This window comes from Serratia sp. 2880STDY5682894 (assembly GCF_001537385.1).
GTDB classification, from domain to species: Bacteria; Pseudomonadota; Gammaproteobacteria; order Enterobacterales; family Enterobacteriaceae; genus Serratia; species Serratia nevei.
Genome location: NZ_FCJA01000006.1, coordinates 329,926 through 345,993 on the forward strand (window position 1 = coordinate 329,926; position 16,068 = coordinate 345,993).

The window sequence follows — 16,068 nt, forward strand, 5'->3', positions numbered from 1 at the left end:
TGTTCGCTCGCTTGCCGGCCGAGGGGCCGGCAAGCAGATGATAAAAAACTTAAGGGAAAGCTAAATGAGTAGCGTAGATATTCTGGTTCCTGACCTTCCTGAATCGGTTGCCGATGCGACCGTAGCCACCTGGCACAAAAAACCGGGCGACAGCGTGCAGCGTGATGAAGTCCTGGTTGAAATCGAAACCGACAAAGTCGTGTTGGAAGTGCCGGCCAGTGAAGCGGGCATTCTCGATGCTATCGTGGAAGAAGAGGGCGCGACCGTGCTGTCTCGCCAGCTGCTCGGCCGCATCCGTCCGGGCGACAGCTCCGGCAAGCCGACCGCCGAGAAGAGCCAAGAGAAAGAAGCCACGCCTGCCCAGCGCGCTACCGCGAGCCTGGAAGAAGAAAGCAATGACGCGCTCAGCCCGGCGATTCGTCGCCTGATCGCCGAACACGATCTCGATGCCGGCGCCATCAAGGGCACCGGCGTGGGTGGCCGCATCACGCGTGAAGACGTGGAAGCGCACCTGGCCAAAGGCGGCGCCGCTGCCAAACCGGCCGCCGCCGCTGAAGCCGCACCGCAGCCTGCTCTGGCCGGCCGCAGCGAAAAACGCGTGCCGATGACCCGCCTGCGCAAACGCGTCGCCGAGCGTCTGCTGGAAGCGAAGAACAGCACCGCGATGCTGACCACCTTCAACGAAATCAACATGCAGCCGATCATGGACCTGCGCAAGCAGTACGGCGAAGCCTTCGAGAAGCGCCACGGCGTGCGTCTGGGCTTCATGTCCTTCTACATCAAGGCGGTGGTTGAAGCGCTGAAGCGTTTCCCGGAAGTGAACGCGTCGATCGACGGTTCCGACGTGGTTTACCACAACTACTTCGACATCAGCATCGCGGTTTCGACCCCGCGCGGCCTGGTGACGCCGGTATTGCGCGATGTAGACGCCATGAGCATGGCTGACATCGAGAAGAAAATCAAAGAGCTGGCCGTTAAGGGCCGCGACGGCAAACTGACCGTGGAAGAGCTGACCGGCGGTAACTTCACCATTACCAACGGCGGCGTATTCGGCTCCCTGATGTCCACCCCGATCATTAACCCGCCGCAGAGCGCCATCCTGGGCATGCACGCCATCAAAGATCGCCCAATGGCGGTCAATGGTCAGGTGGTGATCCAGCCGATGATGTATCTGGCGCTGTCTTATGACCACCGCCTGATCGACGGTAAAGAATCCGTCGGTTATTTGGTGACGGTCAAAGAGATGCTGGAAGATCCGGCTCGTCTGCTGCTGGACGTCTAGTAACCCTTGCCGGGCGCGGCATGCCGCGCCCGCACTCTGTGCTATGTGGCCGGAAAACCATGCGGTTTACCGCGTAATAATGGTCCGGCTAAAAACCTTCAGAACTGAATGGATAGAACATCATGAATTTACACGAATATCAGGCAAAACAGCTGTTTGCTCGGTATGGCATGCCGGCACCAACCGGTTACGCCTGTACCACTCCGCGTGAAGCAGAAGAAGCCGCATCCAAAATCGGCTCCGGCCCGTGGGTGGTGAAATGTCAGGTTCATGCTGGCGGCCGCGGTAAAGCGGGCGGCGTTAAAGTCGTCAACAGCAAAGAAGATATCCGTGCCTTCGCGGAAGCCTGGTTGGGCAAGCGTCTGGTGACTTACCAGACTGACGCGCTGGGCCAGCCGGTTCACCAGATCCTGGTAGAAGCGGCGACCGACATCGATAAAGAGCTGTACCTGGGCGCGGTAGTGGATCGTTCTACCCGTCGCGTGGTGTTCATGGCGTCTACCGAAGGCGGCGTGGAAATCGAGAAGGTGGCGGAAGAAACCCCTGAACTGATCCACAAAATGACCATCGATCCGCTGGCGGGTCCACAGCCTTATCAGGGCCGTGAGCTGGCCTTCAAACTGGGCCTGACCGGTAAGCAAGTCAGCCAGTTCGCCAAGATCTTCATGGGCCTGGCGACGCTGTTCCTGGAGCGCGACCTGGCGATGGTTGAGATCAACCCGCTGGTGATCACCAAGCAGGGCGATCTGGTATGCTTGGACGGCAAACTGGGCGCCGACGGCAACGCCCTGTTCCGCCAGCCGGAACTGCGTGAAATGCGTGACCCTTCCCAGGAAGACGAGCGCGAATCCCGTGCGGCTCAGTGGGAGCTGAACTACGTTGCCCTCGACGGCAACATCGGCTGCATGGTTAACGGCGCCGGTCTGGCGATGGGCACCATGGACATCGTTAAACTGCACGGCGGCGAACCGGCCAACTTCCTGGACGTAGGCGGCGGCGCGACCAAAGAGCGCGTGACCGAAGCGTTCAAAATCATCCTGTCCGACGACAAGGTGAAAGCGGTTCTGGTTAACATCTTCGGTGGTATCGTACGTTGCGATCTGATCGCCGACGGCATCATCGGCGCAGTGGCCGAAGTGGGCGTTAACGTCCCGGTCGTAGTGCGCCTGGAAGGGAACAACGCCGAACTGGGCGCCAAGAAACTGGCGGACAGCGGCCTGAATATCATTGCTGCGACCAGCCTGACTGATGCGGCTCAGCAAGTTGTTGCAGCAGTGGAGGGTAAATAATGTCCATTTTAATCGATAAGAACACCAAAGTAATTTGCCAGGGCTTCACCGGTAGCCAGGGGACTTTCCACTCCGAACAAGCTATCGCTTACGGCACCAAAATGGTTGGCGGCGTAACCCCGGGCAAAGGCGGCACTCAGCACCTGGGCCTGCCGGTGTTCAACACCGTGCGCGAAGCGGTTGAAGCGACCGGTGCGACGGCCTCGGTCATCTACGTTCCAGCGCCGTTCTGCAAAGACTCCATCCTGGAAGCGATCGATGCCGGCATCAAACTGATCATCACCATCACCGAAGGCATCCCGACCCTGGACATGCTGACCGTGAAAGTGAAGCTGGACGAAGCCGGCGTGCGCATGATCGGGCCGAACTGCCCTGGCGTGATCACCCCAGGCGAGTGCAAAATCGGCATCATGCCTGGCCACATCCACCTGCCGGGCAAAGTGGGCATCGTTTCCCGCTCCGGTACCCTGACCTATGAAGCGGTGAAACAAACCACCGATGCCGGTCTGGGCCAGTCTACCTGCGTGGGCATCGGCGGCGACCCGATCCCGGGCTCCAACTTCATCGATATCCTGAAGATGTTCCAGCAGGATCCGCAGACCGAAGCGATCGTGATGATCGGTGAGATCGGCGGCAGCGCTGAAGAAGAAGCGGCAGCTTACATCAAAGAACACGTCACCAAACCGGTTGTCGGCTACATCGCCGGCGTGACCGCGCCGAAAGGCAAGCGTATGGGCCACGCGGGCGCCATCATCGCAGGCGGCAAAGGCACGGCGGACGAGAAGTTTGCTGCGCTGGAAGCGGCGGGCGTGAAAACCGTTCGCAGCCTGGCGGACATCGGCGACGCGGTAAAAGCGGTGCTGAAGCGCTAAGAATTTAGTACGAAATAACAATATCTCGACATGTTTGGCCACCCATTGGGTGGCCTTTTTTATGGGCGAAGATCAGAAATCGTTGAGTGCCTTGATCAGCGCGATCCGATCCTGCAGGCGGCGCTGTTGTACCGGATCCGCTGCAGCTTGCCGCTGTTGATCCAGCGAGGTGAGGGCGGCGCGGTAATCGTCGGCGTTGCGGAACAGCGCGTTTTTGACGTTGATCGAGGCGACGTTGGTGTAGCGGCCATCGTCGGTGGTCGTTACCTGGATAACGCCTTCATTGAGCAGCCGTTTGACGATCGCCCGCTGCGGTTCGTAACCCCCCATGCCGATCAGCTTCCAGCGCTGCGGCGGCACGCCCTGATAGTGGCCGTGTTTCACCTCCGTCAGGTAGCGCAGAGTCAGGTGGCGAATGGTGCCTTCTTCTTCACCGTATTGCGCTTTGCTGTCGAACAGCACCGGGAAGGATTGCCCCTCCAGCGCGCCATCCTTTTGCGTCAGGTGGCCCATGCGGTAACTGTTCATGCCCAGGCGGATCGGCATATCGTCGGTGACCGGCGTGCCGTCCGCCAGGCGCAGGTCGACGATGCGCGAGCCGGCAGGTTGGCGCAGGTCGATAGTGTAAGTGACGCCGTCGAAGAAATCATTGGTGGAATATTTGGACGATCGCCGCGCCGGGTTAAAGCTGTAGGTGACATCGCCCGGCTGCAGCTGATTGAAGTAGCCGGCGGACCACTCCATGTAGCGTTTAAGCGCTTTGCCGTTGAGCTGATACACGGTGATCTCGCCGCCGGCGTATTGGTAGTTAAAGGCGATGTCCTTGGCCTTGATGTCGCCGACGTCCAGCTTGGCGCGATCGTTGTCGATCTGCAGGGCGATCACCTGCGCCAGCGGCGCATAGTGGCGGGCGGCCTGCTGGAACAGCGCGCTGATGCCGGTATCCTGCACGTGTACCTGGGGAATGCCGCGGAATTCGTCGGCGGGCACCAGATCGCTGCCGCTCAGCTTCGCCACGACCCGGTTGGCGTTGGCGCGCAGAATGTCATGGTACGGCTGGTAGAGCGCTTGCATGGCGCTGTCCGGCGCCAGCCCTTTGATCGGGTAGGTGTAGCTGTTTTTGTCGATCAGCGTGAACTTGCCGTCGCGGCGCTCAAACTGCAGATCGATGCGCGACAGCGCGCGGCCGTATTTATCCGGCTCGGTGATGATGACGCCGTTAACCACCGCTTTGTCGATCTTCACATGCATATGGCCGGCGACGATCGCCGCCAGCTCCGGGTTGGCGTTGGCGATGTCGGCTACGCCGGTGCCGGGACGCTGATTTTCGTTGTCGATGCCCATATGCGCCACCAGCACGATGGCGTCGACCTGGCCGTCGATTTGCCTGATGACCTGTTTCACCGCCTGCACCGGATCGGTGAAGTTCAGCCCTTTGATGCGATCGGTGCCCTTGGCGAATTCCGCGGTCATCGGCGTGTCCATGCCGATAATGCCGATCTTCACGCCCTGGCGTTCGACGATGGTGTAGGCGGGCAGATAGGGCTTGCCGTTGTCCCAGACGATATTGCCCGCCAGCGCCGCGCCCTTGAACTGCTTGAGCGGGGTGGCCAGCACCGGCAGGCCGAAGTCGAACTCGTGGTTGCCCATCACCCAGACATCGTAATTGAGCGCGTTGAGGCCCAGCATCATCGGGCTGACGGCCTCATGCTTGAAGGTTTCGACGAAGTTGCCCTGAATGGTGTCGCCGGCGTCCACCAGGATCAGGTTGGGCTGCTCGGCCCGCACTTTTTTGACCTGGGTGGCTATCTGGCTCAGGCTGCCCGCCAGATTTTCCGTGTCGCTGGCGTAGTCCCAGGGCACGAAGGTGCCGTGTAGATCGGAGGTGCCCAGCAGGGTGATATTTACCGTTTCGGCGGCCATGGCGTTTCCCGAGAGTCCCAAGACAGAGGCAAAGATGATTTTTTTCATAAGTTATTGTCACTCAATGCAATTTTAACATAAGTGGTCATTTTGCTACAAAATCGCAACCTTTACGATCCCATCGCGAGAAATAGACTAATATTGGAGAGAGATTTGTTGTTTTGTGACTGCTATCACTGTCACGGCTTATTGGAAATAAAAGGTTAATTATGTCGCATAATAAGCGCGTAATAATACAATGGCGGCCCTTTTAAATTACATTTATTTAACACAAAAATATCATTAAAAAACAATTAAACCATTGCGCAACATGACCCTAAGAAAATTATGCGAAATGTGCTGATGAATATGGAAATAAGATGCGGATAGGCTTAAATTGTCTCAGATCAAATTAGCCCGAAGTACCTCTTTCGGCTAAGATTTGACCTGTAACCAAAAGTCTAACCCACGTCACGTAAAAACCTATTTATTGTGTGGGATTGGGCGAGTATCATCCATGTTGTGATTATGGATGGTTGATCTTGTTGCATTTGTTACCCGTTGTCGGTTTTCAGTGGCGTGCTTGTCGGCGGCCCGTGGGGCTATTGGCCGAGTGTGCGGTTGAAAGCGGAGAAGCTGGATCAAATTTGTTGTGTTTAAGGGCATTCACTGCGGGGCGTTACTGGCGGCTTTGAAAGAGGCGTGCCGATAACCGCGTGTCGGAGTCTTCCTGCGAGGAGCAAGGAGTCAAGATGTTTGATATTGTCGAACTGTCGCGCTTACAGTTTGCTTTAACGGCGATGTACCATTTCTTATTTGTCCCATTAACGCTCGGTATGGCGTTCTTGCTGGCAATTATGGAAACGGTATATGTCCTGTCTGGCAAACAAATCTATAAAGACATGACCAAATTCTGGGGAAAGTTATTTGCGATTAACTTTGCTCTGGGTGTGGCCACCGGTTTGACCATGGAGTTCCAGTTCGGGACTAACTGGTCGTATTTCTCTCACTACGTCGGCGATATCTTCGGGGCCCCTCTGGCTATCGAAGGTCTGATGGCGTTCTTCCTTGAATCGACGCTGGTCGGCCTGTTCTTCTTCGGCTGGGATCGTCTGAGCAAGGTGCAGCACATGGCGGTAACCTGGTTCGTGGCCCTCGGCTCCAACCTGTCCGCGCTGTGGATCCTGGTCGCTAACGGCTGGATGCAGAACCCGATCGCTTCGGATTTCAACTTCGAAACCATGCGCATGGAGATGGTCAGCTTCTCCGAACTGGTGCTTAACCCGGTTGCGCAGGTGAAATTCGTTCACACCGTGGCTTCCGGCTACACCTGTGGCGCGATGTTCGTTCTGGGCATCAGCTCCTACTACCTGCTGAAAGGCCGCGACATCGCCTTCGCCAAGCGCTCCTTCGCCATCGCTGCCAGCTTCGGTATGGCTGCCATTCTGTCCGTTATCGTTCTGGGTGATGAATCCGGCTACGAAATGGGCGACGTGCAGAAAACCAAACTGGCCGCTATCGAAGCGGAATGGGACACCCAGCCGGCGCCGGCGTCCTTCACCCTGTTCGGCATTCCCGATCAGGACAAGATGGAAAACTCCTTCTCTATTCAGATCCCGTATGCGCTTGGCCTGATCGCCACCCGCTCCACGGACACTCAGGTCACCGGCCTGAAAGATCTTATGGCGCAGCATGAAGTGCGTATCCGCAACGGGATGAAAGCCTACCAGCTGCTGGAAGAGCTGCGCGGCGGCAACACCGATCCTGCGGTGCGCGCCGAATTCAATAAAACCAAGCAAGACCTGGGCTACGGCATGCTGCTGAAGCGCTATACCCCGAACGTCACCGACGCGACGGAAGCGCAGATCCAGCTGGCGACCAAGGACTCCATTCCGCGCGTGGCGCCGCTGTACTTCGCCTTCCGCATCATGGTGGCCTGTGGCGTGATCATGCTGCTGATCATCGGCCTGTCGTTCTGGAACGTGATCCGCGGCCGCATCGGCCAGAAAAAATGGCTGCACCGCGCGGCGCTGTACGGTTTGCCGCTGCCTTGGATCGCGATCGAGTCCGGTTGGTTCGTGGCGGAATACGGCCGTCAACCGTGGGCGATTGGTGAGGTGCTGCCGACGGCGGTCGCCAACTCTTCGCTGACCGCGGGCGACATTCTGTTCTCGATGGGGCTGATCTGCGGCTTGTACACCCTGTTCCTGGTGGCTGAATTGTACCTGATGTTCAAGTTTGCGCGTCTGGGTCCAAGCAGCCTGAAAACCGGCCGCTATCACTTTGAACAACCGACTGCCGCCGTGCAGGAAGCGCGCTAAACAGGAGTCCACGTATGTTTGACTATGAAGTACTGCGATTTATTTGGTGGGTCCTGGTTGGCGTACTGCTGATCGGCTTCGCCGTCACCGACGGTTTCGACATGGGCGTCGGCATTCTGGTGCGCATCATCGGGAAAACCGATACCGAGCGCCGGGTGATGATCAACTCCATCGCCCCGCACTGGGACGGTAACCAGGTGTGGCTGATCACCGCCGGCGGCGCGCTGTTCGCCGCCTGGCCGATGGTCTACGCAGCGGCCTTCTCCGGCTTCTACGTCGCCATGATCCTGGTGCTGGCCGCCTTGTTCTTCCGCCCGGTCGGTTTCGACTACCGTTCCAAGCTGGAGAGCAGCCGCTGGCGCAACATGTGGGACTGGGGCATCTTCATCGGCTCCTTCGTGCCTGCCGTGGTATTCGGCGTGGCGTTCGGCAACCTGCTGCAGGGCGTGCCGTTCCACATGGACGAGTACATGCGCCTGTTCTACACCGGTAACTTCTTCCAACTGCTGAATCCGTTCGGTCTGTTGGCGGGCGTGGTCAGCCTGACCATGCTGGTTACCCAGGGGGCGACCTACCTGCAAATGCGCACCACCGGCGAGATCCACCTGCGTTCACGCGCTGCGGCGCAGATCGCGACGCTGATCATGGCGGTGTGCTTCCTGCTGGCGGGCGTATGGCTGGTGAAAGGCATCGACGGCTTCGTCGTGACGTCGGCGCTGGACACCCTGGCGGAATCCAACCCGATGCGTAAAGAAGTGGCGCATCAGGCCGGGGCCTGGCTGATCAACTTCAACAAGTACCCGCTGCTGTGGGCGTTGCCTGCGCTGGGCGTGGTGCTGCCGTTGTTCACCATCCTGTTCTCGCGTCTGGAGAAAGGCGCACTGGCGTTCGTCACCTCGTCGCTGACCATCGCCTGCGTCATCCTCACCGCCGGGGTCACCATGTTCCCGTTCGTGATGCCGTCCAGCACCGTGCCTAACGTCAGCCTGACCATGTGGGACGCGACGTCGAGCCTGTTGACGCTGAAAGTGATGACCGTCGTGGCGGCGATCTTCGTGCCTATCGTTTTGGCGTACACCAGCTGGTCGTACTACAAAATGTTCGGTCGCCTTGACAAGAACTACATCGAAAACAACAAGCATTCGCTGTACTAAGGATAAGGAGCTAAACCATGTGGTATTTTGCCTGGATTCTCGGAACGCTTCTTGCCTGCGCCTTCGGCATCATCACGGCGCTGGCGCTTGAGCAGAGCGAAGCAACCAAAGCTCAGCAAGACGGTAAGTGATGAGCTCGTCCGTGATTGACAAGCTGTACGCTGTCACCGACAAGGGCCCGATCCGGGCCCTTTCCCTGGTGCTGGCGTTGATTTTGGCGGGGTGCGTGTTCTGGGATCCGACGCGTTTCGCCGCCAAAACCAGCTCGCTGGAGATTTGGGAAGGGCTGTTGCTGATTTGGGCGGTGTGCGCCGGGGTGATCCACGGCTTCGGATTCCGCCCGCAGCGCAGCATCTGGCGCGCCTTTTTCGCGCCACTTCCCGCAATTGTGATCCTGTGCGCAGGATTACTTTACGTTTCTTTATAATCTCCCTGATGTCCCCACGTTATGGGCCCTCACGGCCCATAATTATTTTCATTCCCATCTTGTAACCCATTCCCAACCCGATCCGTCTTGCGTATAGTAGCAGCGTTAAATTGCATTGCTGGGAAGTAGAGTGAGTAATACGTTGTTTCGATGGCCGGTTCGCGTTTACTACGAGGATACCGATGCCAGTGGTGTGGTCTATCACGCCCGCTACGTCGCCTTTTTTGAAAGAGCGCGCACAGAGATGCTGCGTCAGCACAACTTTCATCAACAGCAGCTGCTCAGTGAACAAGTCGCTTTTGTCGTCCGGCGCATGACGGTGGATTATCTGGCTCCGGCTCGTCTCGACGAGCAACTGGAGGTCCAGAGCGAAATCACCTGTCTGCGCGGGGCTTCTCTCACGTTTGCTCAACGCATTGTCAATTCTGACGGGGCCCTACTGAGCCAGGCAGATGTCCTGATTGCCTGTATTGATCCACACCAAATGAAGCCAAGAGCGCTTCCTAAGTCTATTGTCGCGGAGTTTAAGCAGTGACTGACATGAACATCCTAGATTTATTCTTGAAGGCGAGCCTGCTGGTTAAGCTTATCATGTTGATTTTGATATGCTTCTCGGTAGCCTCTTGGGCGATCATCATTCAGCGCACCCGCATCCTCAATGCGGCGACGCGTGACGCCGAAGCCTTTGAAGACAAATTCTGGTCCGGTATCGAGCTTTCCCGTCTGTACCAGGAAAGTCAGGCGCGTCGCGATAGCCTGACCGGTTCCGAGCAGATCTTCCATTCCGGGTTCAAAGAGTTCGCCCGCCTGCACCGCGCCAACAACCATGCGCCGGAGTCGGTGATCGAAGGGGCGTCGCGCGCGATGCGTATTTCGATGAACCGCGAGCTGGAAACGCTGGAAACCCATATTCCGTTCCTCGGCACCGTCGGTTCGATCAGCCCGTATATCGGCCTGTTCGGCACCGTGTGGGGGATCATGCACGCCTTTATCGCGCTGGGCGCGGTGAAGCAAGCCACGCTGCAGATGGTGGCGCCGGGTATCGCCGAAGCGCTGATCGCCACCGCGATCGGTCTGTTCGCCGCCATCCCGGCGGTAATGGCCTATAACCGTCTCAACCAGCGCGTCAACAAGCTTGAGCAGAATTACGACAACTTTATGGAAGAGTTCACCGCTATTCTGCATCGTCAGGCCTTCTCCAGCGACAGCAAATAAGTAGGAGGTAGCATGGCGAGAGTACGTGGACGTAGTCGGCGCGAGCTGAAGTCCGAAATTAACATCGTTCCGCTGCTCGACGTGTTGCTGGTGCTGCTGCTGATCTTTATGGCAACCGCGCCAATCATCACGCAGAGCGTGGAGGTTGACCTGCCGGACGCCACCGATTCCAAAACGGTGTCCAGCGATGACAATCCGCCGGTGATCCTCGAGGTTTCCGGCGTAGGTCAATACACCCTGGTGGTGGATCACAACCGTATGGAGCTGCTGCCGCCTGAGCAAGTCGCGGCCGAAGCCAAGTCGCGTTTGGCAGCTAACCCGAAAACGGTCTTTTTGATCGGCGGTGCGAAGGAAGTCCCTTACGATGAGATTATCAAGGCATTGAATATTCTCCATCAGGCGGGCGTGGCTTCCGTGGGGCTGATGACCCAGCCGATCTGACCGTAAGGCGAACGGCAACCCGGTTCCTGCGCTGCGGCCCAGGAACCCCGTATAAGCAACACCAGTTTTTGGGAATCTATTTTGGTAAAGGCAACTGAGCAAAACGATAAGCTGAACCGCGCCGTTATTGTTTCGGTCGTTCTGCACTTCATATTGATTGCCCTGCTGATTTGGGGATCGCTGCAGGAAAAGGTCGACATGGGCGCCGGCGGTGGCGGTGATGGCACCGTGGTGGGCGCAGTGATGGTCGATCCTGGCGCGGTGGTGGAGCAATACAACCGCCAGCAGCAGCAGAGCAACGATGCGCAGCGTGCCGAGAAGCAGCGCCAGAAAAAGGCGGAGCAACAGGCCGAAGAGCTTCAGCAGAAGCAGGCGGAGCAACAGCAGCGCCTGAAGGAGCTGGAGAAAGAGCGTTTGGTGGCGCAGGAGAAAGCTGCGCAGGACGCCAAGGCGCAGGCTGAGCAACAGCAGAAGGCAGCGGAGCAGCAGAAACAGGCCGCCGAGCAGCAAAAAGCGGCGGAAGCCGCCGCAGCCAAGGCCAAAGAGCAACAGAAGGTCGCCGAAGCCGCCGCCGCCAAGGCGAAGGCCGAAGCGGAAAAGGTCGCCAAGGCACAGGCGGACGCGCAGAAGAAAGCCGAAGCGGAAGCCAAGAAAGAAGCGGCCGCCGCTGCCGCCGCCAAGAAACAGGCGGAAGAGGCGAAGAAAGCCGCGGCGGCTGCCGCAGAGCAAAAAGCCGCAGAGGCCGCGGAGAAGAAAGCGGCCGCTGAAGCTGAGAAAAAAGCCGCAGCGGAAGCCGAGAAGAAGGCTGCCGCCGAGGCAGAGAAGAAAGCTGCGGCCGAGAAAGCGGCTGCCGCCAAAAAAGCCGCTGCGGATGCCAAGAAGAAGGCTGCCGCTGAGGCTGCGAAACAATCGGATGAAGTTAGCGATCTGTTTGGCGGCCTGGCGGACGGCAAGAACGCGCCGAAAGGCGGCGGTGCTAAATCGAAAGGCGACGGTAAACCGGCCGGGCAGGGCAATGCCAAAGCGGCTGGGGCCAGCGGGGCGGATATCAGCGGTTATATGGGGCAGATTCAAGGGGCGATTCAGAGCAAATTCTATGACGCCAGTTCGTTCGCCGGCAAAACCTGCGACCTGCGTATCAAGCTGGCGCCGGACGGCCTGCTGATAAGCGTACAAGCGGCGGGGGGCGATCCTGCTCTGTGTCAAGCAGCAGTGTCTGCCGCCAAGTTGGCGCATATACCGAAGCCGCCGAGCGATGCCGTTTATCAGCACTTTAAGAATTCTATACTTGAATTCAAGCCGCAATAACGGTTGATTGAGTGAGTGATATCACAGGGATGTACTAAGGTAACCAACAGGGATTATGTAGTTTTACGTAAGTTGGTTTGTTAAAATTCTGCTAATTTATCGCAGGCATCCCGCCTGGATAAGGGAGATGAGATGAAGCAGGCATTTCGAGTAGCGCTAGGTTTTTTAATTCTGTGGGCGTCCGTGCTGCACGCGGAAGTTCGCATTGAAATCACCCAAGGGGTCGACTCCGCTCGTCCGATTGGCGTGGTGCCGTTTAAATGGGCGGGCCCTGGCACGCCGCCGGAAGATATCGGCAAGATTGTCGGCGCGGATCTGCGCAACAGCGGCAAATTCAACCCGATCGACGTGGCGCGCATGCCGCAGCAACCGACCTCCGCGTCTGAAGTGACGCCGGCGGCCTGGACTGCGCTGGGCATCGACGCCGTGGTTGTCGGCCAGGTTCAACCTGGCGCCGACGGCAGCTACCTGATCTCCTACCAGCTGGTGGACACCTCGGGTTCGCCGGGCACCGTATTGGCGCAGAACCAGTATAAAGTAACCAAACAATGGTTGCGTTATTCTGCCCATACCGCCAGCGACGAAGTGTTCGAGAAGCTGACCGGCATCAAGGGCGCGTTCCGTACCCGTATCGCCTACGTCGTGCAGACCAACGGCGGGAAATTCCCGTATGAGCTGCGCGTAGCGGATTACGACGGTTACAACCAGTTCACGGTGCACCGTTCGCCTGAGCCGCTGATGTCACCGGCCTGGTCGCCGGACGGCAGCAAACTGGCTTACGTGACCTTCGAGAGCGGCCGTTCCGCGCTGGTGGTGCAGACCCTGGCTAACGGCGCAATCCGCCAGATCGCCTCGTTCCCGCGCCACAACGGTGCGCCGGCGTTCTCGCCGGACGGCAGCAAGCTGGCCTTCGCGCTGTCCAAGAGCGGCAGCCTGAACCTGTACGTGATGAACCTCGGCTCCGGCCAGATCACGCAGCTGACCGATGGGCGCAACAACAACACCGAACCGACCTGGTTCCCGGATGGCCAGTCGCTGGCGTTTACCTCCGACCAGGGCGGGCGTCCGCAGATTTATAAAATCAGCGCCAGCGGCGGTGCCGCACAGCGTCTGACGTGGGAAGGATCTCAGAACCAGGATTCTGAAGTCAGCTCCGACGGTAAATTCCTGGTGATGGTAAGCACCAACAGTGGTGCACAACACATCGCCAAACAAGATCTTGGATCGGGCGCCGTTCAGGTTTTGACCGGCACCTTCCTGGATGAAACGCCTAGTATTGCGCCAAACGGCACCATGGTGATCTATAGCTCCACGCAAGGTATGGGCTCCGTGTTGCAGTTGGTGTCAACTGATGGGCGTTTCAAAGCGCGTCTTCCGGCAACTGATGGACAGGTCAAATTCCCTGCCTGGTCGCCGTATCTGTGATGCATGTGTAAATATGTATGGCAAACTATAAAAGGATCAAAGAAATGCAACTGAACAAAGTGCTGAAAGGGCTTCTGCTGGCACTGCCAGTTCTGGCTGTAGCAGCTTGTAGTTCTAACAAAAGCGCAAACAACGACCAATCTGGTATGGGCGCTGGCACTGGTATGGAAAACGGCAGCAGCAACCTGTCTTCCGAAGAACAAGCTCGTCTGCAGATGCAAGAACTGCAGAAGAACAACATCGTTTACTTCGGCCTGGACAAGTATGACGTAAGCTCCGAATTCGCTCAGATGCTGGACGCGCACGCTGCATTCCTGCGTAACAACCCGTCTTACAAAGTGACCGTTGAAGGCCACGCTGACGAACGCGGCACGCCGGAATACAACATTGCTCTGGGTGAGCGCCGTGCTAACGCCGTTAAAATGTACCTGCAGGGTAAAGGCGTTTCCGCTGACCAGATCTCTATCGTTTCTTACGGTAAAGAAAAACCAGCAGTACTGGGCCACGACGAAGCGGCTTATGCTAAAAACCGTCGTGCCGTTCTGGTTTACTAAGAGAATCGCATGAACAGTAACTTCAGACGTCACCTGTTGAGTCTGTCGTTACTGGTTGGCGTAGCGGCCCCTTGGGCCGCTACTGCCCAAGCGCCAATCAGTAATGTCGGCTCCGGCTCGGTCGAAGACCGTGTCACCTCGCTTGAGCGCATCAGCAATGCTCAAGGCCAGCTTTTAAACCAACTCCAGCAACAACTCTCTGATAACCAACGCGACATTGATTCTCTCCGTGGGCAAATCCAGGAAAGTCAGTATCAGTTGAATCAGGTGGTTGAACGCCAGAAGCAAATCTATCAGCAGATGGATAGCCTCAGCCAGGGCGGCGCTCAGAGCGCCTCTGCGGCCACGGGCGCTGCCGGTGGGGCAGCCGCAGGCGCATCTTCCGATGCGGGCGGCAGCGCGCCTGCAGCCGCTTCTGCAACGCCGAGCGGCGGTGATGAGAACAGCGACTACAACGCCGCTGTTTCTCTGGCGCTGGAAAAAAAACAGTATGACCAGGCGATTTCCGCCTTTCAGTCCTTCGTAAAACAGTACCCGAAGTCTACCTACCAGCCCAACGCCAACTATTGGCTGGGCCAGTTGTTCTACAACAAGGGTAAAAAAGACGACGCGGCCTACTATTTTGCGGTGGTGGTGAAGAATTACGCGAAATCACCGAAGGCGCCGGACGCCATGTACAAGGTGGGTATCATCATGCAGGAGAAAGGGCAGGCCGATAAAGCCAAAGCCGTGTTCCAGCAGGTGATTAAACAGTACCCAACCAGTGCGGCGGCCAAACAGGCGAAAAGCCGCGTAGGCGGTTAACAGTCAGAAAAATGAGCCCAGAAGTTAGTCGATTTGACCGATTTCTGGGCTCATTCGCGTGAAGAACAAGCAGTTGAACGCATCAGTAAAAAATTTAGGTTGCGCTGCCAAGATAAATTAGTAATATATGCCGCCGTTGCCAAGACATCTTGCAAGATGTTAAAGCGGCAGGGAAATTGGGTCGTTAGCTCAGTTGGTAGAGCAGTTGACTTTTAATCAATTGGTCGCAGGTTCGAATCCTGCACGACCCACCAATTTTGAAGCAAGAAATGAAGTGGAATCGGGAAGGATAACATCACGAAGTGATGGCCCGTCAGGGCGAGGCCAAAGGCCGAGTCATCCTGCACGACCCACCATTCTTTAAGAATGGCTGCGATAGAGAATCGTAAAGGATGAGAACCGTAAAGGTTCGAGNTTAGCTCAGTTGGTAGAGCATCTCCTTTACACGGAGGGGGTCGGCGGTTCGAGCCCGTCATCACCCACCACTGTTATGGGTCGTTAGCTCAGTTGGTAGAGCAGTTGACTTTTAATCAATTGGTCGCAGGTTCGAATCCTGCACGACCCACCATTCTTTAAGAATGGCTGCGATAGAGAATCGTAAAGGATGAGAACCGTAAAGGTTCGAGTCTCGCGAAGCGAGACAACATCACTCCGGTGATGGCCCGCAAGGGCGAGGCCAAAGGCCGAGTTATCCTGCACGACCCACCATTCTTTAAGAATGGCAGCTTCAGAATCGGTTTGATGTGGCAAAGTAAAGGTCCGAGTCGAGTACCCGTCGAGTTGTCCTGAACATCCCCATCCTTGTTTTCCGCGAGTCGGTTCCAATAGAGCCTATTCGCCATCAGCAGTAAACCACATCAGTGGGTCGTTAGCTCAGTTGGTAGAGCAGTTGACTTTTAATCAATTGGTCGCAGGTTCGAATCCTGCACGACCCACCACTCTTTAATAGAGCAAGGTGTTAAATCGTCAGGATGAGAACCGTAAAGGTTCGAGTCTCGCAAAGCGAGACAACATCACTCCGGTGATGGCCCGAAGGGCGAGGCCAAAGGCCGAGTTATCCTGCACGACCCACCA

The 16,068-nt window shown here is 57.2% G+C and carries 15 protein-coding genes, 3 tRNA genes and 2 other RNA genes; 19 read left to right on the forward strand and 1 reads right to left on the reverse strand.

Annotated elements, in window-relative coordinates; translation table 11 throughout:
• Positions 1-64: 64 nt before the first annotated feature.
• The 3 genes from odhB (at position 65) to sucD (ending at position 3,443) form a co-directional block, all read left to right on the forward strand.
• The gene (gene odhB / locus AWX27_RS15970) at positions 65-1,282 is read left to right on the forward strand and encodes a 2-oxoglutarate dehydrogenase complex dihydrolipoyllysine-residue succinyltransferase (RefSeq protein ID WP_033637469.1); all 1,218 of its coding nucleotides are present in this window, start codon (positions 65-67) and stop codon (positions 1,280-1,282) included.
• A 122-nt stretch (positions 1,283-1,404) separates the two neighbouring features.
• Positions 1,405-2,571 (forward strand): ADP-forming succinate--CoA ligase subunit beta, encoded by a 1,167-nt coding sequence (gene sucC / locus AWX27_RS15975; protein WP_025301883.1) that lies wholly within the window; start codon positions 1,405-1,407, stop codon positions 2,569-2,571.
• On the forward strand, positions 2,571-3,443 hold the full coding sequence (gene sucD / locus AWX27_RS15980) for a succinate--CoA ligase subunit alpha (RefSeq protein ID WP_004939878.1): 873 nt from the start codon (positions 2,571-2,573) through the stop codon (positions 3,441-3,443). Before sucC ends, sucD begins: the two co-directional genes overlap by 1 nt.
• 72 nt (positions 3,444-3,515) lie before the next feature.
• On the opposite strand, the gene AWX27_RS15985 is transcribed toward sucD, so the two are convergent.
• Complete coding sequence (locus AWX27_RS15985) at positions 3,516-5,414, reverse strand: bifunctional metallophosphatase/5'-nucleotidase (RefSeq protein ID WP_060423641.1); 1,899 nt, start codon at positions 5,412-5,414, stop codon at positions 3,516-3,518.
• A gap of 683 nt (positions 5,415-6,097) precedes the next feature.
• Here AWX27_RS15985 and cydA point away from each other — a divergent pair.
• The 16 genes from cydA (at position 6,098) to AWX27_RS16075 (ending at position 16,068) form a co-directional block, all read left to right on the forward strand.
• Positions 6,098-7,666: a cytochrome ubiquinol oxidase subunit I gene (gene cydA / locus AWX27_RS15990; protein ID WP_019454034.1), complete on the forward strand. Its 1,569-nt coding sequence runs from the start codon at positions 6,098-6,100 to the stop codon at positions 7,664-7,666.
• A 14-nt stretch (positions 7,667-7,680) separates the two neighbouring features.
• The gene (cydB, locus tag AWX27_RS15995) at positions 7,681-8,820 is read left to right on the forward strand and encodes a cytochrome d ubiquinol oxidase subunit II (RefSeq protein WP_019454033.1); all 1,140 of its coding nucleotides are present in this window, start codon (positions 7,681-7,683) and stop codon (positions 8,818-8,820) included.
• 17 nt (positions 8,821-8,837) lie between these two features.
• Positions 8,838-8,951, forward strand: a complete 114-nt coding sequence (gene cydX, locus AWX27_RS16000; protein ID WP_004939868.1) for a cytochrome bd-I oxidase subunit CydX — start codon at positions 8,838-8,840, stop codon at positions 8,949-8,951.
• Positions 8,951-9,247 (forward strand): cyd operon protein YbgE, encoded by a 297-nt coding sequence (ybgE, locus tag AWX27_RS16005; RefSeq protein ID WP_038877538.1) that lies wholly within the window; start codon positions 8,951-8,953, stop codon positions 9,245-9,247. The genes cydX and ybgE overlap by 1 nt, the downstream gene beginning before the upstream one ends.
• Before the next feature lie 130 nt (positions 9,248-9,377).
• Positions 9,378-9,782 (forward strand): tol-pal system-associated acyl-CoA thioesterase, encoded by a 405-nt coding sequence (ybgC, locus tag AWX27_RS16010; RefSeq protein WP_025160034.1) that lies wholly within the window; start codon positions 9,378-9,380, stop codon positions 9,780-9,782.
• Positions 9,779-10,462, forward strand: a complete 684-nt coding sequence (gene tolQ / locus AWX27_RS16015) for a Tol-Pal system protein TolQ (protein WP_004939862.1) — start codon at positions 9,779-9,781, stop codon at positions 10,460-10,462. The genes ybgC and tolQ overlap by 4 nt, the downstream gene beginning before the upstream one ends.
• A gap of 12 nt (positions 10,463-10,474) precedes the next feature.
• Entirely contained in the window at positions 10,475-10,903 is a 429-nt protein-coding gene (tolR, locus tag AWX27_RS16020) for a colicin uptake protein TolR (RefSeq protein WP_004939859.1), read from the forward strand.
• 81 nt (positions 10,904-10,984) lie between these two features.
• Positions 10,985-12,211: a cell envelope integrity protein TolA gene (gene tolA, locus AWX27_RS16025; RefSeq protein ID WP_060423646.1), complete on the forward strand. Its 1,227-nt coding sequence runs from the start codon at positions 10,985-10,987 to the stop codon at positions 12,209-12,211.
• Positions 12,212-12,343: 132 nt separating this feature from the next.
• Complete coding sequence (gene tolB, locus AWX27_RS16030) at positions 12,344-13,636, forward strand: Tol-Pal system beta propeller repeat protein TolB (protein WP_004939856.1); 1,293 nt, start codon at positions 12,344-12,346, stop codon at positions 13,634-13,636.
• Between the two features lie 44 nt (positions 13,637-13,680).
• The gene (gene pal / locus AWX27_RS16035) at positions 13,681-14,190 is read left to right on the forward strand and encodes a peptidoglycan-associated lipoprotein Pal (protein ID WP_025160033.1); all 510 of its coding nucleotides are present in this window, start codon (positions 13,681-13,683) and stop codon (positions 14,188-14,190) included.
• A gap of 9 nt (positions 14,191-14,199) precedes the next feature.
• Positions 14,200-14,994 carry a cell division protein CpoB gene (gene cpoB / locus AWX27_RS16040; protein ID WP_060423649.1) on the forward strand — a complete coding sequence of 265 codons (795 nt, stop codon included), beginning with the start codon at positions 14,200-14,202 and terminating at the stop codon, positions 14,992-14,994.
• Positions 14,995-15,172: 178 nt separating this feature from the next.
• Positions 15,173-15,248 (forward strand) — tRNA-Lys (locus tag AWX27_RS16045).
• A 238-nt stretch (positions 15,249-15,486) separates the two neighbouring features.
• Positions 15,487-15,562 (forward strand) — tRNA-Lys (locus tag AWX27_RS16060).
• Between the two features lie 15 nt (positions 15,563-15,577).
• A non-coding RNA gene (locus AWX27_RS16065) (RtT sRNA) lies at positions 15,578-15,702 on the forward strand.
• Between the two features lie 154 nt (positions 15,703-15,856).
• A tRNA-Lys gene (locus tag AWX27_RS16070) sits at positions 15,857-15,932 on the forward strand.
• A gap of 13 nt (positions 15,933-15,945) precedes the next feature.
• A non-coding RNA gene (locus AWX27_RS16075) (RtT sRNA) lies at positions 15,946-16,068 on the forward strand.